Source organism: Sinomicrobium soli (assembly GCF_003285545.1).
GTDB lineage: Bacteria > Bacteroidota > Bacteroidia > Flavobacteriales > Flavobacteriaceae > Sinomicrobium.
Window position 1 is genome coordinate 262,163 of record NZ_QLNV01000004.1, and the last position, 20,539, is coordinate 282,701.

General features: G+C 49.3%; 22 protein-coding genes. 4 read left to right on the forward strand and 18 right to left on the reverse strand.

Annotated features, from left to right (window positions below):
• Positions 1-60 precede the first annotated feature (60 nt).
• A complete protein-coding gene (locus DN748_RS06815; protein ID WP_112371029.1) occupies positions 61-549 on the reverse strand; it encodes a DUF192 domain-containing protein in 489 nt (162 codons plus the stop codon).
• Positions 550-560: 11 nt separating this feature from the next.
• Positions 561-1,391, reverse strand: coding sequence for a prolipoprotein diacylglyceryl transferase (lgt, locus tag DN748_RS06820; RefSeq protein ID WP_112371030.1), 831 nt, complete (start codon positions 1,389-1,391; stop codon positions 561-563).
• Positions 1,392-1,612: 221 nt separating this feature from the next.
• Between lgt and DN748_RS06825 the strand changes: the two genes are divergently transcribed.
• Positions 1,613-2,464: a sigma-70 family RNA polymerase sigma factor gene (locus DN748_RS06825; protein WP_112371031.1), complete on the forward strand. Its 852-nt coding sequence runs from the start codon at positions 1,613-1,615 to the stop codon at positions 2,462-2,464.
• A gap of 60 nt (positions 2,465-2,524) precedes the next feature.
• Positions 2,525-2,977 carry a carboxymuconolactone decarboxylase family protein gene (locus tag DN748_RS06830; protein WP_112371032.1) on the forward strand — a complete coding sequence of 151 codons (453 nt, stop codon included), beginning with the start codon at positions 2,525-2,527 and terminating at the stop codon, positions 2,975-2,977.
• An 8-nt stretch (positions 2,978-2,985) separates the two neighbouring features.
• Here DN748_RS06830 and yidD read toward each other — a convergent pair whose 3' ends face one another.
• The 5 genes from yidD to DN748_RS06855 form a co-directional block, all read right to left on the reverse strand.
• Entirely contained in the window at positions 2,986-3,231 is a 246-nt protein-coding gene (yidD, locus tag DN748_RS06835) for a membrane protein insertion efficiency factor YidD (RefSeq protein ID WP_112371033.1), read from the reverse strand.
• A gap of 34 nt (positions 3,232-3,265) precedes the next feature.
• On the reverse strand, positions 3,266-4,753 hold the full coding sequence (gene cysS, locus DN748_RS06840; protein WP_112371034.1) for a cysteine--tRNA ligase: 1,488 nt from the start codon (positions 4,751-4,753) through the stop codon (positions 3,266-3,268).
• Positions 4,754-4,784: 31 nt separating this feature from the next.
• Positions 4,785-5,465: a GTP cyclohydrolase I FolE gene (gene folE / locus DN748_RS06845; protein ID WP_112371156.1), complete on the reverse strand. Its 681-nt coding sequence runs from the start codon at positions 5,463-5,465 to the stop codon at positions 4,785-4,787.
• 272 nt (positions 5,466-5,737) lie between these two features.
• Entirely contained in the window at positions 5,738-7,312 is a 1,575-nt protein-coding gene (locus DN748_RS06850) for an OmpP1/FadL family transporter (protein ID WP_317047410.1), read from the reverse strand.
• A gap of 110 nt (positions 7,313-7,422) precedes the next feature.
• Positions 7,423-8,544 carry a hypothetical protein gene (locus tag DN748_RS06855; protein WP_146746568.1) on the reverse strand — a complete coding sequence of 374 codons (1,122 nt, stop codon included), beginning with the start codon at positions 8,542-8,544 and terminating at the stop codon, positions 7,423-7,425.
• Between the two features lie 97 nt (positions 8,545-8,641).
• Here DN748_RS06855 and proS point away from each other — a divergent pair, with 97 nt between their 5' ends.
• Positions 8,642-10,117, forward strand: a complete 1,476-nt coding sequence (proS, locus tag DN748_RS06860; protein WP_112371036.1) for a proline--tRNA ligase — start codon at positions 8,642-8,644, stop codon at positions 10,115-10,117.
• Between the two features lie 73 nt (positions 10,118-10,190).
• Here the strand turns inward: proS and DN748_RS06865 are convergent, their stop codons facing one another.
• From DN748_RS06865 to DN748_RS06920, 11 genes are all read right to left on the reverse strand, one after another.
• Positions 10,191-10,328: a 30S ribosomal protein THX gene (locus DN748_RS06865; RefSeq protein ID WP_112371037.1), complete on the reverse strand. Its 138-nt coding sequence runs from the start codon at positions 10,326-10,328 to the stop codon at positions 10,191-10,193.
• 113 nt (positions 10,329-10,441) lie between these two features.
• The gene (trpA, locus tag DN748_RS06870; RefSeq protein WP_112371038.1) at positions 10,442-11,209 is read right to left on the reverse strand and encodes a tryptophan synthase subunit alpha; all 768 of its coding nucleotides are present in this window, start codon (positions 11,207-11,209) and stop codon (positions 10,442-10,444) included.
• A 62-nt stretch (positions 11,210-11,271) separates the two neighbouring features.
• Positions 11,272-12,504, reverse strand: coding sequence for a tryptophan synthase subunit beta (gene trpB / locus DN748_RS06875; RefSeq protein WP_112371039.1), 1,233 nt, complete (start codon positions 12,502-12,504; stop codon positions 11,272-11,274).
• Positions 12,489-13,115: a phosphoribosylanthranilate isomerase gene (locus DN748_RS06880; protein WP_112371158.1), complete on the reverse strand. Its 627-nt coding sequence runs from the start codon at positions 13,113-13,115 to the stop codon at positions 12,489-12,491. Before DN748_RS06880 ends, trpB begins: the two co-directional genes overlap by 16 nt.
• Before the next feature lie 33 nt (positions 13,116-13,148).
• Positions 13,149-13,937, reverse strand: a complete 789-nt coding sequence (gene trpC, locus DN748_RS06885) for an indole-3-glycerol phosphate synthase TrpC (RefSeq protein ID WP_112371040.1) — start codon at positions 13,935-13,937, stop codon at positions 13,149-13,151.
• A gap of 39 nt (positions 13,938-13,976) precedes the next feature.
• Positions 13,977-14,972, reverse strand: coding sequence for an anthranilate phosphoribosyltransferase (gene trpD / locus DN748_RS06890; protein ID WP_112371041.1), 996 nt, complete (start codon positions 14,970-14,972; stop codon positions 13,977-13,979).
• Between the two features lie 120 nt (positions 14,973-15,092).
• Entirely contained in the window at positions 15,093-15,671 is a 579-nt protein-coding gene (locus DN748_RS06895; protein WP_112371042.1) for an anthranilate synthase component II, read from the reverse strand.
• Between the two features lie 32 nt (positions 15,672-15,703).
• Positions 15,704-17,098: an anthranilate synthase component I family protein gene (locus DN748_RS06900; protein WP_112371159.1), complete on the reverse strand. Its 1,395-nt coding sequence runs from the start codon at positions 17,096-17,098 to the stop codon at positions 15,704-15,706.
• Between the two features lie 453 nt (positions 17,099-17,551).
• A complete protein-coding gene (locus DN748_RS06910; protein ID WP_112371044.1) occupies positions 17,552-18,130 on the reverse strand; it encodes a YceI family protein in 579 nt (192 codons plus the stop codon).
• Positions 18,131-18,175: 45 nt separating this feature from the next.
• Positions 18,176-18,808 carry an NAD(P)H-dependent oxidoreductase gene (locus DN748_RS06915; RefSeq protein ID WP_112371045.1) on the reverse strand — a complete coding sequence of 211 codons (633 nt, stop codon included), beginning with the start codon at positions 18,806-18,808 and terminating at the stop codon, positions 18,176-18,178.
• A 169-nt stretch (positions 18,809-18,977) separates the two neighbouring features.
• A complete protein-coding gene (locus DN748_RS06920) occupies positions 18,978-19,436 on the reverse strand; it encodes a MarR family winged helix-turn-helix transcriptional regulator (protein WP_112371046.1) in 459 nt (152 codons plus the stop codon).
• A gap of 540 nt (positions 19,437-19,976) precedes the next feature.
• On the opposite strand from DN748_RS06920, the gene DN748_RS06925 reads away from it, so the two are divergent.
• Positions 19,977-20,531, forward strand: a complete 555-nt coding sequence (locus tag DN748_RS06925) for a TlpA disulfide reductase family protein (protein ID WP_112371160.1) — start codon at positions 19,977-19,979, stop codon at positions 20,529-20,531.
• Positions 20,532-20,539 lie beyond the last annotated feature (8 nt).

Sequence of the window (20,539 nt, forward strand, 5' to 3'; positions counted from 1 at the left end):
CTACTCACTACTCAATACTCAATACTCACTACTCAATACTCAATACTAACAACAACACAATCAATCCCGCCGGTAGCTGATGGAATCACCGGGTTGCAGGCCCCATTTTTCTGCCATACCGGCATTGACCTCCAGCACGTACTGTGCCGGGTGCTCCGAAGGAATGGAATTTTCATTAAGAGGTTCCGCATCGGTCTTTATGCTTACGATCTTCCGCGCTGCATCGAGGTAAATGATATCCAGCGGAATATTGGTATTTTTCATATAGAAATAGCGCGGTTCTTCATGGTCAAATACAAAAAGCATCCCCCTGTTTTCTGCCATTGCGCTGCGGTACATCAGCCCGGTCTCTATCTTGTATTCGTCATCGGCAATCTCTATCTCGAGTTCCTTTACGGGAGTTGCATCAGCCTTGAACAGGGTTAATTCCCCGTCTTTGGTAAAACTGATCTCCTGTGTTTTTACTGTGTTGTTCTGCCGGTCGCCCTTGCAGGAAACACTTAGTGTCAATAGGGCTCCCAGCAGCAGGGAAACGGGTATTCTAAACATGTCTTGTGTTTTTACGGGTTATCGGTCTGTACGGTCTTCCGGTTCCTGAATACGAGATAAAACCCGAAGAGAATAAAAGGTATGCTCAGCCATTGGCCCATATTCAGGGACAACTGATCTTCGAAGGCGACCTGGTTTTCCTTAAAGAATTCCACGATAAACCTTACCGTCCACAGCAGGATAAGGAACACACCGAATATATACCCGGCCTTTTTTCGTTTTTCGGTCTTCCAGTAGATATACCAGAGTATGAGAAATACCAGCAGGTATCCCGAGGCTTCGTATAACTGGGAAGGGTGTCTCGGGAAGCTTTCGTTTAGCTTTCCAAAGATGACCCCGTAATCGCTGTTCGTGGGCTTGCCGATGATCTCGGAGTTCATAAAGTTTCCGATACGCACAAATATTCCCCCGAGCGATACGGGAAGGACGATCCGGTCCAGTATCCAGAGTATGGGCTTATGAATGATCTTCCGGCTGTAGTAGAACATGGCGATGATAATGCCTATGGCTGCCCCGTGACTGGCGAGCCCGCGGAACCCTACGATACGGAATTTCGGACTGAACTCCACGGGCAGGAATATATGGAGCGGGTCTTTGATAAACATTTCAGGTTCGTAAAAGAGAAAGTGCCCCAGGCGGGCGCCGATCAGGGTGGCCAGTACCGTATAGATAAACAAAGGGTCCAGTTCCTTGACGGTCAGCCCCTCGCGATCGTATATTTTTTTCATGACAAACCAGCCGAGCACAAAAGCTACCACAAACATAAGGCTGTAATAACGAAGCATAAAAAAACCGAGGTCTATGCCCTCGCTGGGGTTCCAGTGTATACTTAAAAAATGCATGTCCTTCTGTTATCAGGTTACGGACCAAAACCCGTTCTGCAACAGGCAGTAGGGGTATAAAACTCCGGAACCTTTAATTTACAGGTGTAAATATAGGGAAACCCGGGTGAAATGAATACAAACGGAAAACTAAATTAAAAGTATTATTTTAACAGTGTTAATGTCACGTTTGTGGTATCGGCATTGTCTTGTTTTATTGATATGATGTGATAAAAGACGGTATGGACACTTTCAGACCTTTATTGGAAACGTATGCGTATAATATTCTCGGCTCTTATGAAGATGCCCGGGATGTGGTGCAGGATGTCTGGTTGAAACAGCTGGAGCACCCCGTACAGGACGTGCATAATACCAGGGCTTACCTGGTAAGGTCTGTGATCAATCATGCGATCAATGTGAAGAAACGCCAGGACAGGTTCCGGAAAGACTATCCCGGGAGCTGGCTTCCGGAACCCGTAGCTACCGACCGTTCGGATATGGCCCTGGAAAGGACAGAGATATTGTCTTATTCATTGATGATATTGCTGGAAAAACTCGGTCCGAAAGAGCGGGCGGTGTTTATTCTGAAGGAGGGGTACCATTACTCTCACCAGGAAATTGCAGTTACACTGGATATTTCCGAAGCGCATTCCAGGCAACTTTTCCGGAGGGGGAAGGTCAAGCTCAGAGAGGAAGAGATATTTCCGGAAAAGGGAGGCGAAAGCCCGGAACACCTGGAAAAACTGTTGCAGGCCATTCAGGAAGGTGAAATGCCCCGGTTGGAAGCCTTGCTGCACGACGAGGTCAATGCCACTTCCGATGGCGGAGGCAAAGTATCTGCTGCGGTAAACGTGATTTCTGGAAAAAGGGACGTTTCGAGGTTTATCCTGGGAATTTTCAGGAAATTTTACGGGCATACTCCCGGAATGCGCCTGGTCCTGGCCGGTGTAAACCACCGTCCCGCTGTTTTTTACTATCGCGGGGAAGAACTGGTCAATTGTATGCCTGTGGAAATCTGCGGGGGGAAGATCAGGCGTATTTATTTTATCCGGAACCCCGATAAATTAAAAAATCTTCAGAAAGACCGGCTTTAAATGTCACGTTTGCTTCCGGTAGTTTGTCTATGGGTATATAACTTTAAAAGATGAACTGTTATGGAAAGAATAAAGTATGCGGAATTCCCGGAAGGAATGTACAAAGTAATGGTAGCCGTAGAGCATTACATACATGAGAGCGGTATCGACCTGCGTCTTGCGGAATTGCTGAAGTACAGGATATCACAGTTGAATCACTGCGCTTTCTGCCTTGATATGCATTACAAGGAAGCTGTATACCTGGGAGAAGACCCCCTGCGACTGTACTCTGTTGCAGCCTGGAGAGAATGCCCTTATTATTCGGAAAAGGAACGTGCCGCACTGGAATTTGCCGAAGCACTTACCGATTTGCCGCATCACCATATAGACGATATGCTCTTTGAAAAGATGAAAACCTTTTTCAGTGTACAGGAGATTGCGATACTCACCCTGGCCATAGCCCAGATAAATTCCTGGAACCGGCTTCAGCAGGTGGTGAGGTCTACACCGGGAGAATATAAGGTAAGAGGGTAGTAGAGGATCTATATTTCATCTTTTTCCGGTACCGGATCGTAGCCGGAGCCTCCCCAGGGATGGCAACTGAAAATTCTCTTCAGGGCCAGTTTACCGCCTTTGAAGAGCCCGTGTTTCTGCAGGGCTTCTACGGTATAATGGGAGCAGGTAGGGCTGTACCTGCAGGTTGCCGGGGTAAGGGGAGATATGAGGTACTGGTATATTCTTACCAAAAATATAAACGGATAGGTGAGTATTTTCAGTAAAAGTTTCATGTTTTTCCTGTTTCAGCAACGTGTCCCGCGAATATCAGGAAACGGAGAAGGTGGTACCTTCTTTTCCGTCCTTAAGCTGAATTCCCATTACTGCGAGTTCGTCCCTTATCCTGTCGGATGTGGCAAAATCCTTGTTGGCCCTCGCTTCTGCCCGGAGGCGGATCAGCAGTTCGACCACGCCCGGCAGTTTGTCTGTGTCGCCTTCGCCGGAAGCAGACGTGTCCACCAGTCCGAGAACATCAAATGTAAAAGCGTGTATAGCCTCTTTCAGCAACGTCAGGTCGGCTGCGGATATACCGGCCTTTCCTTCCCTGACCTGGTTGACGAATTTCACGGCTTCGAAGAGATGGGCGATAAGCACAGGGCTGTTAAAATCGTCGTTCATCGCATCGTAGCATTTCTGTTTCCAGCCGGCCGTATCAAATCCGCGGGTTTCCTGAGAGGCCTGGAGCTCATCCAGAAAATGAATGGCTTCCATAAGCCGGTTGAATCCCTTTTCCGAAGCGAGCAGGGCGTCGTTACTGAAGTCCAGAACACTTCTGTAATGGGCCTGCAGTATGAAAAAACGCACGACGGCAGGAGCAAACGGCTTGCTTAAAATCGTGTTGTCTCCCGTAAAGATCTCGTTGGGCAGAATGTTGTTTCCTGTCGATTTTGCCATTTTCTTGCCGTTGAGGGTAAGCATATTGGCATGCATCCAGTAATTTACGGGCGAATGGCCGTTGCAGGCCTCGGCCTGTGCGATCTCACATTCGTGATGCGGGAATTTCAGGTCCATTCCCCCTCCGTGGATGTCGAATTTTTCACCGAGGTATTTGGTACTCATGGCGGTACATTCGAGGTGCCATCCCGGGAAACCGTCGCTCCAGGGCGAAGGCCACCGCATGATATGCTGGGGTTCGGCTTTTTTCCACAGTGCGAAGTCCTGCGGACTTTTCTTGTCGCTCTGCCCGTCGAGTTCGCGGGTATTGTGGATCAGGTCCTCGATATTTCTCCCGCTGAGCTTTCCGTACCTGGTGGTTTTGTTGAACTTGATGACGTCGAAATATACCGAACCGTTGATCTCATAGGCAAATCCCTTGTCGAGGATCTCCTTAATGATATCGATCTGTTCGATAATATGCCCCGTAGCCGTAGGTTCTATACTGGGAGGCAGGTTGTTGAAACGGTTCAGGGTATTGTGGAAGTCTACGGTATACCGCTGTACCACTTCCATGGGTTCTATCTGTTCGAGCCTGGCCTTTTTTGCAATGCGGTCTTCGCCTTCGTCTGCATCGTTTTCCAGGTGACCGGCATCGGTGATATTCCTCACATACCTCACTTTATAGCCCAGGTGCCTGAGATACCGGAAAACCAGGTCGAAGGATATGAACGTCCTGCAATTCCCGAGATGTACATAATTATATACCGTAGGGCCGCAGACATACATGCCTACATGGCCTTCGTTGATGGGTTCGAATACTTCCTTCTGTCCGTTAAGCGAATTGTATATCTTCAGCTTCTGGTCTCGGTATAGTTGCATTTCGGGCTTGGTGATTTTACAGGGTGGGAAACTAAAATTCGGTGTCCAGCTTTATGTAGTCCAGGAATTCTCTGCGTACGGCGGGATCTTTGAACCTGCCCCCGAACTCTGCGGTAACGGTACTGCTTTCAATATCGCGTATTCCCCTGGAGTTTACACAGAGATGCTTGGCATCCACTACGCAGGCCACATCATCCGTACCCAGGGCCTTTTGGAGTTCCTGGACGATCTGCATGGTCATTCTCTCCTGTACCTGGGGCCTTTTGGCGTAATAATCCACGATACGGTTCATTTTGGAAAGCCCTATGACATTGCCTTTGGAAATATAGGCTACATGGGCCCGTCCTACTATGGGCAAAAGATGATGTTCACAGGTAGAGTATACCGTGATATTCTTTTCGACCAGCATTTCCCCGTACCTGTATTTGTTCTGAAAGGTGGATGCTTTCGGTTTCCTGTCCGGATGAAGCCCGCCGAAAATTTCCTTTACAAACATCTTGGCCACTCTTCGCGGGGTCCCTCTCAGACTGTCGTCGGTAAGATCCAGCCCGAGGGTCTCCATGATGTGGTATACATCCTGTTCTATACGTTCCATTTTTTCATCGTCAGACAACTCAAAGGCATCTTCCCTCAATGGGGTGTCTGCCGAAGACGATACGTGGTTATCTCCAATCTCTTCAAACTGCTCTTCCAAGGCTTTGTCTATTTTCATCGGTTTGGAATTTATGTCTCCCGGTACAGCAAGCGCTGTAAACTGTATCGATGCGCTTGTGTTTGCCACTTTGTTGCAAATATAGGTATTTTCGGATAGGGAAGGCCGGATCGGTGTGTCCGGAATACCGCTTTCCGAAAATAAGCCTGCCAACTGGCGGCAAGGGGATGCAAAGATAGGGATTTCTGAGGGACAAATAATTTTTTGTTCTCCTTTTCCCGCCTGCACCCTGTCTCCGGTTATCATTCGGGAAAAGGAGGTTTTGTCCTGTGTTACAGGTTGAAGGTAAGCGACAGGGTCACGTTTGTATTTTTACTGTCTATATCTGCCGTATCGGTCAGTCCCTGTTCGTAGAGCTGTGACTTGTAGTCCCTCATATACTGTCCGAAAGCGGCATCGATCCTGGTAGCACCGAAGTCGTACCCGAGGCCGAACGAATACCCGTTCAGGTCGCCTATCATATCGCTGTCATACGGGCTCTGTTCGTAGCGGTATCCGCCCCTCAGGCTAAAGCGTTTTATACGGTATTCGCCTCCCAGCCTTACGGTGGAGACAGCCTGCAGATTATCGCTTATATAGTCGTTCTCTGCCCGGTAGGCTTCCACCGAAGCGGGTTTGAGCTTGGCATTACTCATGTCCTGGTAAGAATAGTCGAGGCTTACCAGTCCCTGCTGCCCGAATACCACGGCCATGCTCCCGGTGTATTTTGAGGGAATATGGATCTTGTAATCCTCGAAGATGTTGACGTAGTTAAAATCCACTTCCGCAATTCTCGGATCTTCATTGCTTGTCTCTATACGTTGAGACAGTTCGTCGTTGAGCCTGTACCAGGTAGGCGACTGGTAGGTAAGCCCTACGCGTACCATTTCGCCGACCCTGGCTATACCACCCACGGCAAAGGAAAAGGCATTGCCCTGGGTGAGCAGCAGGTTGTCGAAAGCGATGTACTCCATGGCGGAAGAGGCATAGCCGTCTTCGTCCAGCTGGGTGTATTTCTCGTATTGCACGTCGTGGAAGTTAAGGGATGCCCCTATATAGAAATTATCAGTGTACTGCCCGGCCATGTTTACGGTAAACTTGTTGTTATAACCTGTGGTACTCTGAAGGAAATACTGGTTTACCGTGCCCTCGGGAACATTTGACAGGTATTGCGTATTGTTGTCGCCCGTACTTACGGGATCGAATACCCCTCCGTAATATCCGAGGAATGCCTGTTGCGTCCTGAACCCGTATTCGGAGCCTATATCGAGATAGGCATCACCGAGGTGCTCGTCGGGGAACAGGCCGAGGTCACCCAGCGGGATACCGTCGGCAAAACTCAGGAAATAGCGGTCTACGGAGTTATTGCTGATCCCGGAAGCGATAAATTCGTTTTCAAAGTTGTTCGCCCTCTCAAAATTAAAGGCAAGGGAGAGTTTCCTCCAGTCCGATCCGTTACTGTTGTTGTGAAATACCAGTACGCCCCCCAGCTGGTTGAGGTCGAAATCGGAAGCGTCTGCAGCGGTCCGGTTACCGAAATACCCGGTTTTGTTTTTGGTGTTATAGCTGGTTCCCGACAGGGTAAGCATGCCGTTGTTGAAGACTGCCGATCCCGCAGGATTGTTGTTCAGTGCGGAGAGGTCACCTCCGAGGGCCCCGAAGGCCCCGCTCATGGATTGATACCGCGCTGTTCCCTGGATGTTTTCCGAACCGTACCTGAGAACGTCATTTATGGTCTGGGCCTTGATCTGAGTTGCGGTGCCCAGAACGGCCAGTGTGATCAGTACTTTTTTCATAAGGATCTGTATTTTTGAGAAACTGAATATGTTATTGCCGGGCAAAAAATAACCATGACTGTGAAAAATCACGGTTATCCTTGTTTCCGTATATCAGGTTTTTGTTTTTGCGGTACTGGTTTCGGGGAAGCCGGATTAGCGGGGGGCAATGATGAATACTTTATTTCCGGCTTCTTCCCTTACTATCTTCTTCCGCCGCTGCTGCGCGAGGTAGACCGTGTAGCTCCGCCTCCTGAAGACCTCGAAGGGCTCGAAGAACGCATAGACGGGCTGCTGCTCCTGGTCGTTCTTGAAGGCGTGCTGTACGACCTCCTGTAGGTGGAAGTCCGCGGTGCTGCATTCCGGGTGTTTCGGGAACTGTTGCTCCTGTACGACCTGTTGGTGTTGCCGGAATTACTGCTCCTGTAGGTACGGCGGTTTGTAGCATTTGAGTTGGAACTTCTGTACGTGTTTCTTCCTGCATTGACATTCGAACTGTTCCTGTAGGTCCTCCTGCTGGTACTGGCCTCACTGCTGTTGCGGTACGATCTCCGGTTGGTGCTCACATCTGAACTGTTCCTGTAGGAACTCCTGTTGGTCGATGTGCCTCTGTATGACGACCTTCTGTCTGTACTGGTTACACCACTCCTGTTGTAATACCTTCTCGTATTCGTATAGGCATAAGTCCTTCTTCCGTAGTCGTAATAATACGGGCGATAGTGATGATAGTAGCCACCCCAGTAAGGATACATGCCCCAGTGGTTCCATCCGATGCCCCATCCCGGGCCGTACCATCCGCTGTAGTACCAGGAGTTGTAACCCCAGGCTCCTCCCCAGTAGGGGTCGTACCATCCACCTCCCCAATAGGGACTGTGCCATCCGCCACCCCAGTAAGGGTTATACCATCCGCCCCAGGAATTGTTGTAGATGTTTACCGATGTGGTCTGGGGGTTATCTCCCCATCCGGGGTATCCGCCCTCGTAATCGTAGCGATAATCACCGGCTACGACATCGGCAGAGTCGTTTACCTGGTTGCTGGAATATCCCTCGACGTCGGTAAAGATATAATCGTTGCTGGTCATGGCGTCGAATTCTTCCGATTTCCGGGAAAAATACGCCTGGTACCCGGAGGGTTGTGCTTCCCTGTTGCCACTGTATTGTTCCTGGGCCCTTCCGTAACTGTAATCGGTAGCCTCCCCGTAAATCCCGTCGGAGTCGTAATAGGAGGCCTGCTGGTAGGAACCGCAGGACGACAGGAATATCCCGGAGACTGCACCAGCAAGCAGAAAACGGAATTTTTTAATATGTTTTAAAGTATTCATCATTGCAAAATTTTATTGTTGAACATAACAAAAATAGTTAGTTTTGCCAAACTATTTTCTACTTTAACAGAAGTGCAATATTTGTGCCAAACTACAGATAATGGGTAAGAACTTAACGAAGCGAAGCGAAGATTATTCCAGGTGGTATAACGAACTGGTCATCAAGGCCGACCTTGCCGAAAACTCGGGAGTACGGGGGTGTATGGTTATAAAACCTTACGGCTATGCCATCTGGGAAAAGATGCAGGCTGAACTGGACCGCATGTTTAAGGAAACAGGCCATCAGAACGCCTATTTCCCCCTGTTTATTCCGAAATCATACCTGAGCAGGGAGGCCGATCATGTGGAAGGTTTTGCCAAGGAGTGTGCAGTCGTTACCCATTACCGGCTCAAGAATGCCGAAGACGGTAGCGGCGTGGTGGTAGACCCCGAGGCGAAACTGGAGGAGGAGCTTATTGTACGCCCTACTTCGGAGACCATTATCTGGGATACCTACCGCAAGTGGATACAGTCGTACCGCGACCTGCCCGTGCTGGTCAACCAGTGGGCCAATGTGGTGCGCTGGGAGATGCGTACCCGGCTGTTTCTGCGTACTGCGGAATTTCTGTGGCAGGAAGGTCATACGGCACATGCTACGAAGGAAGAGGCCATAGCCGAGGCGGAGCAGATGATGGAGATATATGCCGATTTTGCCGAAAACTTTATGGGGGTTCCCGTCATCAAGGGAGTGAAATCTGAAAGCGAGCGTTTTGCCGGTGCGGTGGAGACCTATTGTATCGAGGCACTGATGCAGGACGGTAAAGCCTTACAGGCCGGGACCTCGCATTTCCTGGGGCAGAATTTTGCCAAGGCTTTCGATGTGAAGTTTGCAGGTAAGGACGGGCAGCAGGAATATGTATGGGCTACTTCCTGGGGAGTATCTACCCGGCTGATGGGTGCCCTGATCATGACGCACAGTGATGATAACGGACTGGTGCTCCCCCCGAAACTGGCCCCCATACAGGTGGTTATCGTGCCTATTTACAAGGGCGAAGACCAGCTGGAAGCTATTTCCGCTCATGTGGAACCCCTGGTAAAAACCCTGCGAAGCAAGGGGGTTTCCGTAAAATACGACAACAGGGATACACATAAGCCCGGGTGGAAATTCAACGAATACGAGCTTAAGGGGGTTCCGGTACGCCTGGCCATAGGGCCCAGGGACCTGGAGAACGGCACCTATGAGGTTGCGCGCCGGGATACCCTGGAAAAAGAAAGTGTAAAGGGAGAAGATGTCGTAGACCGAATCACATTCCTGCTGAACGAAATACAGGACAATATATACCGGAAAGCGCTGAACTACCGGGAAGCGCATATCACAAAAGTGGATTCTTTCGAAACGTTTAAAGACCTGCTGGAATCTAAAGGCGGTTTCCTTTCCGCTCACTGGGACGGTACTTCGGAGACCGAAGAAGCCATTAAAGAGCAGACCAAGGCCACCATACGCTGTATTCCCCTGGATGCCGGGGAGGAAGAAGGGCGCTGCATATACAGCGGCAAACCGTCAAAGCGAAGAGTGCTGTTTGCCAAAGCTTATTAAAACTGTAATATCTTTAATATACAAAGGCCATTTCCGGTTGCGGGAATGGCCTTTGTGCAATGTGTTGCTGAGGTTATGAGTTCCCCGGGTCCGGGGCCTCTGCCTTGACGTGCCTGGAACGCACTCTGAACTTACGGCGCCTGGGGCGTAATTTTCCGTATGACCCCATGATTATTTTTCCTCTTCTGGTCTTTTTGTCTCCTTTTCCCATTTGTTGAATCATTTGGTTAAACTTCGCTACAAGTTAGGAAATTCCGTTCAAATGAACGAACGGGAAGCTTAAAGATTCAGTGTACAGGGCAAATCAGCCGTGTGGTTTCGGGGTTACCGGACCGAACTGATAAACCCGGGAATGGCGTCGACGCCCTTTTCGTTCAGGAACCTGATAAAAGCCGAACCGATGATGGCGCCTTTGGCCCTTTTGGTGGCTGCTTCGAAAGTGTCGGCATTGCTGATACCGAACCCGACGATCTGCGGGTTTTTCAGCTGTAAGTTATATATGCGTTCGAAATACTGTTTCTGTGTATCCCCGAAAGTATTTTTTGCCCCGGTAACACTGGCAGAACTGACCATATAGATAAACCCGCCGGATACGGAGTCGATATAGCGGATACGGTCGTCAGGGGTTTGTGGGGTGATGAGGAAGATATTGGCCAGCCCGTATTTTTCGAACAGCGGTTTATACTCTTCCTGATAGACATCGACGGGAAGGTCGGGAATAATAAGTCCGTCAATCCCGGTTTCTGCGCATTTTGCACAAAAAGCCTCGACCCCGTATTGCATGACGGGATTGAAATATCCCATAATGATCAGGGGGATGTGTACGGTATTCCTGATGCCTTTCAGCTGTTCGAAGAGTTTACCGGTCGTCATGCCGTTTTTCAGCGCCTGCGTAGAGCTTTCCTGTATGGTAGGGCCATCTGCGAGGGGATCGCTGAAGGGCAATCCGATCTCCAGCATATCCGCTCCGCTGTCCTGTAGTTTTTCAATGATGGTTGCCGTATCTTCCAGGGCAGGATAGCCGGCGGTAAAATATATGGACAGGATCTTTTTGTCTTCCTGTAGTTTCTGGTGAATTCTGTTTGTGGTCATATAGGTGTATGATTTGTCTGTAATACATGAGGAACAGGCCTTCGGGCCTGTCCGTACTGCGGTTAAAGGCTGAAGTGATCGATATAGGTATTCAGGTCTTTGTCGCCGCGGCCGGACAGGGCTACGACTACAATATCGTCCTTACCGAATTCCCGCTGTTCAAAAACGGCCAGGGCATGGCTGCTCTCAATGGCGGGAATGATCCCTTCGAGCTGGCACAGTTCCAGTCCGGCTTTCATGGCATCGTCATCTGTTATGGCTTTGAATTCGGCCCTTCCCGAAGTAAACAGGTGGGCATGCATGGGCCCTACCCCCGGATAGTCCAGCCCGGCCGAAATGGAATACGGCTCCGTGATCTGTCCGTCTTCAGTCTGCATCAGCAGTGTTTTGCATCCGTGGATGATCCCTTTGTGCCCCAGTACCGAAGTAGCGGCACTTTCTCCGGAGTCAATTCCTTTACCCGCTGCTTCTACTGCGATGATGCCTACATTTTCTTCGTCGAGGAAGTGGTAAAAAGTTCCGGCTGCATTACTGCCACCCCCTATACAGGCTACTACATAGTCCGGGTTTTCCCTGCCTTCGTGTTCGAGAAGCTGCGTTCTGATCTCTTCGGAGATCACACTCTGGAAGCGGGTCACCATATCGGGATAGGGATGCGGCCCTATAGCCGAACCGATAATGTAATGGGTGTCTACGGGATTGTTGATCCAGTCGCGTATGGCTTCGTTGGTGGCGTCTTTCAGGGTCCGGCTTCCGGAAAGTGCGGGGCGCACTTCAGCGCCCAGCATTTTCATACGGGCCACATTGGGCGCCTGCCGGGCAATATCGATCTCGCCCATATACACCACACATTCCATTCCCGTAAGGGCACAGACGGTAGCCGTGGCCACCCCGTGTTGCCCTGCGCCTGTTTCGGCAATGATCCTTGTTTTCCCGAGGCGCCTGGCCATAAGGATCTGTCCTATGGTATTGTTGATCTTATGTGCCCCGGTGTGGTTGAGGTCTTCCCGTTTCAGGTAGATACGCGTCCCGTATTTTTCAGACATCCGCCTGGCGAAATACAGCGGGGAAGGGCGTCCTACATAATTTTTCAGAAGCTGGTTGAACTCTTCCTTAAAAGAAGGGTCACTCATGATTTCAAGGTATTTCCGCCGCAGTTCTTCTACGTTCGGATATAGCATTTCCGGGATAAAAGCTCCCCCGAACTCGCCGTAATATCCCCGTTCGCTGACGTGATAGGCGCCTTTACCTGCATTTCCGCCGATCGGAGCAGAACTTTTTACTGGTGCTGACATAGTATTTTCGATTTAAATTCTTTTAGTTTTCCGGTGTTCTTATAACCGGGTGCTGTTTCAAACCTGCTGTTTACATCGACTGCATGGCACAAACCCGCTACATTACCGTATTCAGGGCTGCTGAGGAATTCCAGGACGTTATTCCCCTCTTCCGGCCCGATTCCCCCGCTCAGGAAAAAAGGCTTCCCGGAAGGGTAGTCTTTAAGCACCTTCCAGTCGAAGGTATACCCGTTTCCCCCGGGGTGTTTCCCCCTGGTGTCGAAAAGGAAATAGTCTGCAGTGTCCTCAAAAGGAAAGAGCTGCCCGAAATCGAACTTGTCCTTTACTGAAAAGACCTTGATGATCTCCGTTCCCGGCAGGGCCTCCCGGAGTTCCCTGCAATATGCCGCGGTTTCCCCGCCGTGCAGTTGTACGGCCTGTAAGCCGAAGCGGCCCACCTTTTCGGCGATCTCGCGGACCGTCGCGTTTACAAATACCCCGGTCTTCTTTATTTCCCGAGGTACTTCCGGCATATCCCCTTCAAAATATCTCGGAGACCTGTCGTAAAAGATGAACCCGAGGTAATCCGGCTTTAATCCGGCGATTTCCCTGATATTGTCCGGGTATTTCATACCGCATATCTTGAGTTTTACGGGCATGGCTTGTCAAGTTGTTAGTTTCCTGATAAAAGCAGCTGCGCTTTCACCGGGATTACCGGTTTTCATAAAATTTTCTCCGACGAGGAATCCCCGGTACCCGAAATCCCTTAGTCCCGTAATGGTATTGTGATCGCTGATCCCGCTTTCGGACACTTTTACGAAATCGTCCGGGATCAGGGCCGACAGTTTTTCACTGGTTTCTATGCTTACCTCAAAGGTTTTCAGGTTGCGGTTATTGACCCCCAGCATATCCAGTGAAGGCATTACCGATTTGTGCAGTTCTTCTTCATTGTGGACCTCGAGAAGGACTTCCAGGGAAAGGCTGCGGGCCAGTTCGGAAAAGGATTTGATCTCTTCTCTGGTCAGTACCGATGCGATAAGGAGAATGACATCTGCCCCGTAGGCCCTGGCTTCTATGAGCTGGTATTCGTCGATAATGAATTCTTTCCGCAGCAGGGGCACGGAGGTGCTGGCCCTGGCGAGCCAGAGGTCTTCGGGAGAGCCTCCGAAGTATTTTCCGTCGGTAAGGACGGATATGCCGCAGACCCCGGCTTTCTCGTAACCCGCGGCTACGTCGTATACGCTGAGGTCGTGGTTGATGACGGCCCGGGAAGGCGATCGCCGTTTGTGTTCTGCGATAATTCCCGTAAGGCTTTCCCTGAGCCTGGAAGCCAGGGAGAGGGTGGGTCTTTCAAACAGCGTCGAGGCTTCCAGCTGGGCGACCGGGATAAGTGCTTTTTTCAAGGCGACTTCCCTGCGTTTATCGGTGATGATCCTGTCCAGTATATCAGACATTTTTTTCAGTTTTTTAAAGTTAACGATAAGATACCGGCTTTAATCGGCGGAGATGTCCCGGAGTTTTTTCAGGGCGTGGAGCGCCTTCCCGGATTCCAGGCTTTCCCGGGCCATACCGAGGGCCTGTTGCGGGGCGATCTGCCGGGTTGTGGCAATGGCCAGTGCGGCATTGGCACAGACGACATTGTTCTGTGCCTCTGTACCTTTTCCCTGCAGTACATTCATGAAAATGGCAGCGGATTCCTCGATGGAGTTTCCGCCTTTTATGGCATCCTGTTGCAACGGCGCCAGTCCGAAATCAGACGGGGAAAGCATTTCTTCCGACTGGTTCCGGATCGCCTTGGCCGGACCGGTAAGCGACAGCTCGTCATAACCGTCCAGGGTATGGAGGATGGTGTAATTCTTGTCCGTATTCTGGTACAGGTATCCGTACATCCGTGCCAGTTCCAGGTTGAATACGCCTACCATCTGGTTTTTCGGAAAGGCAGGATTAACCATCGGTCCCAGCATATTGAAAAACGTTTTCACGGCCAGTTCCTTCCGGATGGGGCCCACGTTTTTCATGGCCGGGTGAAACAGCGGGGCGTGAAGGACGCAGATGTTGGTTTCGTCCAGTGACCTCCGGAGAAAGTCCATGTCACTGGAAAACCGTATCCCGAGAAATTCCATGACATTGCTGGAACCACATTTTGAGGATACCCCGTAATTTCCGTGTTTGGCTACCGGCACCCCTGCACCGGCGGTGACAAAGGAAGCCAGGGTCGAGATGTTAAAAGTGTCTTTTCCGTCTCCCCCGGTACCGCAGAGATCAATAACCTCGGTGCCGTTGAGGTCTACTGCTATACACAGTTCCAGCAGGGCATCTCGGAAGCCTTCCAGTTCTTCCACGGTAATGCTGCGCATCATATAAACCGTAAGAAATGCAGCGATCTGGCTGGTGTTGTACGCTCCCCCGGAGATATTTACCAGCACGTTCCTGGCTTCTTCCTTGGAAATGGTTTCGTGATTGATCAGTCTGTTTAGTATGGCTTTCATGCTTGAAAGGGTTTATGTTGAGACGCATAATCATGCATCTTTACTTATCATGAGACGTATAATCATACGTCTTTACTTATCAGGATTGGGGTTACGGTAAGGGCGTATTGCAATACGCCCTTACGGGGATGGGCGAAGCCAGTTCTCAAGTATCCTTTTCCCGTCCGGGGTGAGTACCGATTCGGGGTGGTACTGTACTCCCCTGACATCGAATTCCCGGTGGCGGAGCGACATGACCTGTCCGTTCTCGTCAAACGAAGTGGCTTCGAGGACTTCCGGAAGTTCGGGGTCCACGACCCAGGAATGGTAACGGCCCGCTTCGATCTCCCTGTCCAGGCCCCTGAAAAGCGGTTCGTCGTCTACGGTGATGGTCACCCTGGTGGCCACCCCGTGATATACCTTATTCAGGTTAATGATCTTTCCGCCGAAGACTTCGCCTATGGCCTGCTGGCCGAGACAGACCCCGAGAATGCTCTTGGTCGGGGCATATTTCCTGATGATGTCTTTGAGAAGGCCGGCTTCATCCGGAATTCCGGGACCGGGCGACAGCAGTATCTTGTCAAACCCTTCGGCTTCTTCCAGTTGAAGCTGGTCATTGCGCTTTACGGTAACTTCTCCTCCGAGGTCTTCGAGATAATGTACGAGGTTGTATGTGAAACTGTCGTAATTATCGATAACCAGTATTTTCTGTGTTTTCATCACTTTGCTGTTCTTGTATTGGTAGGACGTGATTAAATGCTTTCGGCCAGGTCCATGGCTTTGTTCAGGGCCCCGAGTTTGTTAAAGACCTCCTGTAATTCGCTTTCGGGGCTCGATTCGGATACGATCCCGGCCCCCGCCTGGTAATATAGTCTGTGGTTTTTGCTGAGAAAGGTCCGGATCATGATCGCATGGTTGAAGTTACCCTCAAAATCCATAAACCCTATGGCGCCGCCATAAAAGTCACGGTTACAGTTCTCATATTTATCTATAAGCTGCATGGCCATGTGTTTAGGCGCTCCGCTGAGCGTACCCGCAGGGAACGTATCGGCGACGACCTGCATGGTAGAGGCCTGGTCATGAAGTTTGCCGGTTACTTTAGAGACAAGGTGGATGACATGTGAGAAGAACTGGACTTCGCGGTAGGTTTCTACTTTTACATGATGTCCGTGCCGGCTAAGGTCGTTCCGGGCGAGGTCTACGAGCATCACGTGCTCGGCATTTTCCTTGGCATCTTCGGCCAGTTGCCTGGCAAGTACGGTATCCTGTTCGTCGTTTCCGGTACGGCGGAAGGTCCCGGCTATGGGGTGTATTTCCGCTTTTCTGTCTTTAACCACGAGCTGGGCTTCCGGTGAAGAACCGAATATCTTGAAATTTCCGTAATCAAAAAAGAAGAGGTAGGGGGAAGGGTTAATGCTTCTCAGGGCACGGTACACGTTAAATTCGTCTCCTTTGAATTCCTGGGAAAATCTCCTGGACAATACCAGTTGAAATACATCGCCCCGGTAACAGTGTTTTTTAGCGTATTCCACACTCTTTTTGTACGCCTCGTCGGTCAGGTTGGAAACAGCTGTCCCGGTTTTGGTAAAATTGTAGGTGGCAAAGTTTTTGGAGCGGAGCAATTGTTCGATCTCCGGAATATTATTGGTGCCATCCGTACTGTGACAGAAAATATAAGCCTCGTTTTTAAAATGATTGATGGCTATGATGTTTTGATAAACCGCATAATAGATGTCCGGGATATCAAGCGTATCCTCTTTGCGGGAGATCTCGATATCCTCGAAATGGCGGACACCGTCGTAGGCGATATAGCCGAAAAGCCCTTTATTGATAAATTTAAACCCGTTGTCCTCCGTCCGGAACGCACGGGCAAAATCGTGTATGGCCTGTGGTACATCGGTACTTTTTTCGATGTTGGCCTGCTTGCTCCGGCCGTCGGGATAGGAAGTGGTAATAATTCCTTTTTTTACTTCTATGCTGGCTATGGGATTGCAGCATATATAAGAGAAACTGTTGTTGTTGGCGTGATAGTCACTACTCTCCAGCAGGAGGCTGCCGGGATACCTGTCGCGTATTTTAAGGTAAACGCTGACGGGAGTTATGGTGTCTGCGAGTATTTGTTTGTAATGTGTGGTCAGGTGTATCATTGTGCTTTGAAAATTATAAGGTCCGGAAAACAAAAAAGGCTTGTCGTGATTGACAAGCCTTATATATTTTTCTTAAAAAATACCTGTAAAGGGCTTAGCTCACGACGTGTTGACGTAAGTTGCTCCACCACCAGATATTGTTTAATGAATTATGCATTGCTGTTATTTGGATACAAATTTAGAAAGGAAAATGAAATGTGCAAGAGGTTCTGCATTTTTATAACATTTTTTTATTGATATATGTTTAAAAAATAACAGGAACCGTCCTTCTGCAGGTCTGACCCCGGTATGTTTTCTTTTGGATTGTGATACTCCCGGTTTGAAACCAGGCCCCCTGGTCATAGTTGTCGGAGTACAGTGATCAAGGAGTACAGTGATCAAAAAGAGAAGGGAGCCATAATATTACCGCTCCCTCCCGTGTTTTTCCCCTGGTAATTTTTTTCCTTTCCGGGTTTAGAAATTGAGGTCTACCACCAGGTCGAACTCGTCGTAGATAGTCTTGTCGCCAAGATTGTCGAAAAAGCTACCGGACCCGTAGCGGACATCGTATTTGGTACGATCGATCTTTACGGCTCCCGTAGCCTTGTTTCCGTATACCGAAAGTTCGAAGGTCACGGGGTGGGTCTTGCCTTTAACGGTAAGGTCGGCAGTAACCTCGTAGGCATTTTTTCCTGCCGGTTTTACCTTGGTAAATGCCATGCTGGCCGTAGGATGTGTGCCGATACCGAAAAAATCGTCAGATTTGAGGTGTCCGTCAAGGTTATCCTTGTTTTCCCCTTCGAGATCCGTGGAGCTGATTGAGGTCATATCCACAACAAACTCACCTCCGGTAAGCTGATCTCCGTCAAAGATGAGTGATCCCTTCTGGAGGGCTATGGTCCCTTCGTGGGAACCGGTAACCTTATATCCTTTCCAGGTGACCTTGCTTGTCTTTACATCGACCTCTTTGGTTTCGTTGTTTTCAGTCGTAAATGCCGATGCTCCAAAGGCCACTACGAGGGTAAGCGCTGCTTGTACAAATTTATTTTTCATGTTTTCGGAATTAAGAGTTTATATTAAAATAGTGTTTGTATCCGGTTATACTACGGTAAAAAAATCTTCTGCGGCCTGTCTTACCTTGGGCAGTCCCTGGAACGGATCGTTTTCGGAACGATACCCTATGGCGGCGATAACGGCAGCATTCAGTCCTTTTTCTTCCAGTTTGAGGATGCGGTTATACCCGTCGGGATCAAAGCCTTCCATGGGGCAGGCATCTATACGTAACTGGGCGGCTGCAGAGAGCAGGTTGCCCAGGGCGATGTATGCCTGTTTGGCCGACCAGACGGCCTTGGTTTCAACAGGCAGGTTGACAACCTTGTCGTTGATCATGTCATTGAGGCCCGTCAGGTTCCCCGCCGGAATATTTCTCGTTTTGCTCACGTTGTTTACATAGGCTGTGGTATCGCCGGCCGTGACATCCTTTTTACTGGCAAAGACGATCAGGTGAGAGGCGTCGGTGATCTGGGATTGTCCCCAGGAGGCCTCCCGAAGCTGTTTGCGGATCTCCGGATCTTCTATGACAAAAACCTCATAAGGCTGCATTCCGTATGAAGATGCCGAAAGCCTGATGGCTTCTTTGAGGGTTTCGAGGTCTTCGGTGGATATTTTCCGGGAAGCGTCGAACTGCTTGGTCGCATACCTCCACTGTAAGGATTCGAGTACTGGATTCATTGTTTAGTTTTTTAGTTTGTAGTTCTTAGTTGTCAGTCAGTTTCACGACTCTGAACTGGTCATAATTGTCATTCAGAACGCAGCGCAGCGGACTCCCGACTTCCTGCCATCTCGTCGTTTGCAAACTAACAATACGGTATCTATTTGTTTTACGGTTCGATATTTGTGTTTATGGTTTCTGGCTTCTGAGCCGTGTAAGTGCGGTATTGAGGTCTTCGATTTCCCGGGGCGTAAGCCTGTCTGTGATTTCCTTTTCGACCGCGGTTACGGCGGTACTGGCCCTGTCCAGCAATTCCAGCCCTTCCGGGGTAATAAAGATCTCTACCTTTCTGCGGTTTTGCGGGCACTGCTTGCGGCGCACCAGCCCCTTGTCGATAAGCCTGTCTATGATCCGGGTAGTATTGCTCATCCTGGCGATCATACGTTCCTGGATGGTACACAGGTTGGCCGGCTGGCCTTTCCGGCCTTTCAGGATGCGCAGTACATTGAACTGCGGTATGGAAATATCATAAGGCTTTACCGCATCGGTGATCCTGTTCTCAATTTCATGTGCGGTATAGATGACGTTTATGACCGTACGGGCATGATCCGGCATCTTTTGTGTTTTGATGATATTTTCAATTTCCATTGTCAGTACAATTATTGTATGTACAAATGTATAGAAATGAGATGAAATGGCTGTACGGAGGGAAGTATAAATTTTTGTTAAAATTGATATCGGTCAGGAAGAGGGATAGGGCGGTTTTCTGATCACTGATACAGGACAGGTAAAAACCCGGTTATTTAGTTTTGTGCTTTTATTCAAATTTAATGATTTTTATCGGAATTTGATTTAATTTGTTTTTTACGTAGAACCTGCCTTGACTTTTTTCCATACTCACCCAAGTAGACGATGTACGGTATGACAGCTGATATTTCTTCTGGCTTGGAATATTCAAAATATTGCTTTTCAGGATAAGGGTTTGTTCTTCTGAATACCCGGTTGGCTTATTGCAGATTTACTATTTGTTTCTTATACCATTTTAATAATCCCCGCAAAACCGGTATTATGCAAAATCCTGACGAATTTTCAGATTGGAAACCGAATGTTGTCCTGCGTAGCGTAATGTTTTGTAAATTAGAGCCCGGGAAGGATAATATGTCGGAATTAGGTAAAAAAAGGATTGTTATGAAGTGGTGGAACGGGATAGTGTTTTGTATGGTCCTTGTGGCCTGTAAGACGGAAAAGGGTGGCCGGGAAAGTGCAGTGGCAGATAATGCTGTTCCGGAAGAGGGGATGCCGAAGCGGGTGATCGGGACGGATGACGGCCGTATCGGGGTATATGATTTTGCGGGCTTCGAGCCCTGGTTGTACCGGGGGGAGGATAAAATATATGTGATCAACTTCTGGGCCACCTGGTGTAAACCCTGTGTGGAAGAATTACCTTATTTTGAGCGTTTGTCAGGGAAGTATGATAAGGATGAAGTAGAGGTATTGCTCGTGAGCCTCGATATGCCTGGTACCCTGGAAGAGCAACTGCTTCCCTTTATCCGTAAAAAGAAGCTGGAGTCGAGGGTAATAGTGCTGGACGACCCCAGGCAGAACGACTGGATACCCAAGGTGGACCCCGAGTGGTCGGGGGCTCTTCCTGCCACACTTATATATAAAGGGAACAACCGGGTTTTCCATGAAAATTCCCTGACGTATGAAGATCTTGAAAATCAACTTACCGTTTTTAAATAATAACCGAT

Bases quoted from the DNA above. Each gene is read 5' to 3' on its own strand.
- DN748_RS06815 (WP_112371029.1), bottom strand. From the start codon at position 549: ATGTTTAGAATACCCGTTTCCCTGCTGCTGGGAGCCCTATTGACACTA.
- lgt (WP_112371030.1), bottom strand. From the start codon at position 1,391: ATGCATTTTTTAAGTATACACTGGAACCCCAGCGAGGGCATAGACCTC.
- DN748_RS06825 (WP_112371031.1), top strand. From the start codon at position 1,613: ATGGACACTTTCAGACCTTTATTGGAAACGTATGCGTATAATATTCTC.
- DN748_RS06830 (WP_112371032.1), top strand. From the start codon at position 2,525: ATGGAAAGAATAAAGTATGCGGAATTCCCGGAAGGAATGTACAAAGTA.
- yidD (WP_112371033.1), bottom strand. From the start codon at position 3,231: ATGAAACTTTTACTGAAAATACTCACCTATCCGTTTATATTTTTGGTA.
- cysS (WP_112371034.1), bottom strand. From the start codon at position 4,753: ATGCAACTATACCGAGACCAGAAGCTGAAGATATACAATTCGCTTAAC.
- folE (WP_112371156.1), bottom strand. From the start codon at position 5,465: ATGAAAATAGACAAAGCCTTGGAAGAGCAGTTTGAAGAGATTGGAGAT.
- DN748_RS06855 (WP_146746568.1), bottom strand. From the start codon at position 8,544: ATGATGAATACTTTAAAACATATTAAAAAATTCCGTTTTCTGCTTGCT.
- proS (WP_112371036.1), top strand. From the start codon at position 8,642: ATGGGTAAGAACTTAACGAAGCGAAGCGAAGATTATTCCAGGTGGTAT.
- DN748_RS06865 (WP_112371037.1), bottom strand. From the start codon at position 10,328: ATGGGAAAAGGAGACAAAAAGACCAGAAGAGGAAAAATAATCATGGGG.
- trpA (WP_112371038.1), bottom strand. From the start codon at position 11,209: ATGACCACAAACAGAATTCACCAGAAACTACAGGAAGACAAAAAGATC.
- trpB (WP_112371039.1), bottom strand. From the start codon at position 12,504: ATGTCAGCACCAGTAAAAAGTTCTGCTCCGATCGGCGGAAATGCAGGT.
- DN748_RS06880 (WP_112371158.1), bottom strand. From the start codon at position 13,115: ATGAAATACCCGGACAATATCAGGGAAATCGCCGGATTAAAGCCGGAT.
- trpC (WP_112371040.1), bottom strand. From the start codon at position 13,937: ATGTCTGATATACTGGACAGGATCATCACCGATAAACGCAGGGAAGTC.
- trpD (WP_112371041.1), bottom strand. From the start codon at position 14,972: ATGAAAGCCATACTAAACAGACTGATCAATCACGAAACCATTTCCAAG.
- DN748_RS06895 (WP_112371042.1), bottom strand. From the start codon at position 15,671: ATGAAAACACAGAAAATACTGGTTATCGATAATTACGACAGTTTCACA.
- DN748_RS06900 (WP_112371159.1), bottom strand. From the start codon at position 17,098: ATGATACACCTGACCACACATTACAAACAAATACTCGCAGACACCATA.
- DN748_RS06910 (WP_112371044.1), bottom strand. From the start codon at position 18,130: ATGAAAAATAAATTTGTACAAGCAGCGCTTACCCTCGTAGTGGCCTTT.
- DN748_RS06915 (WP_112371045.1), bottom strand. From the start codon at position 18,808: ATGAATCCAGTACTCGAATCCTTACAGTGGAGGTATGCGACCAAGCAG.
- DN748_RS06920 (WP_112371046.1), bottom strand. From the start codon at position 19,436: ATGGAAATTGAAAATATCATCAAAACACAAAAGATGCCGGATCATGCC.
- DN748_RS06925 (WP_112371160.1), top strand. From the start codon at position 19,977: ATGAAGTGGTGGAACGGGATAGTGTTTTGTATGGTCCTTGTGGCCTGT.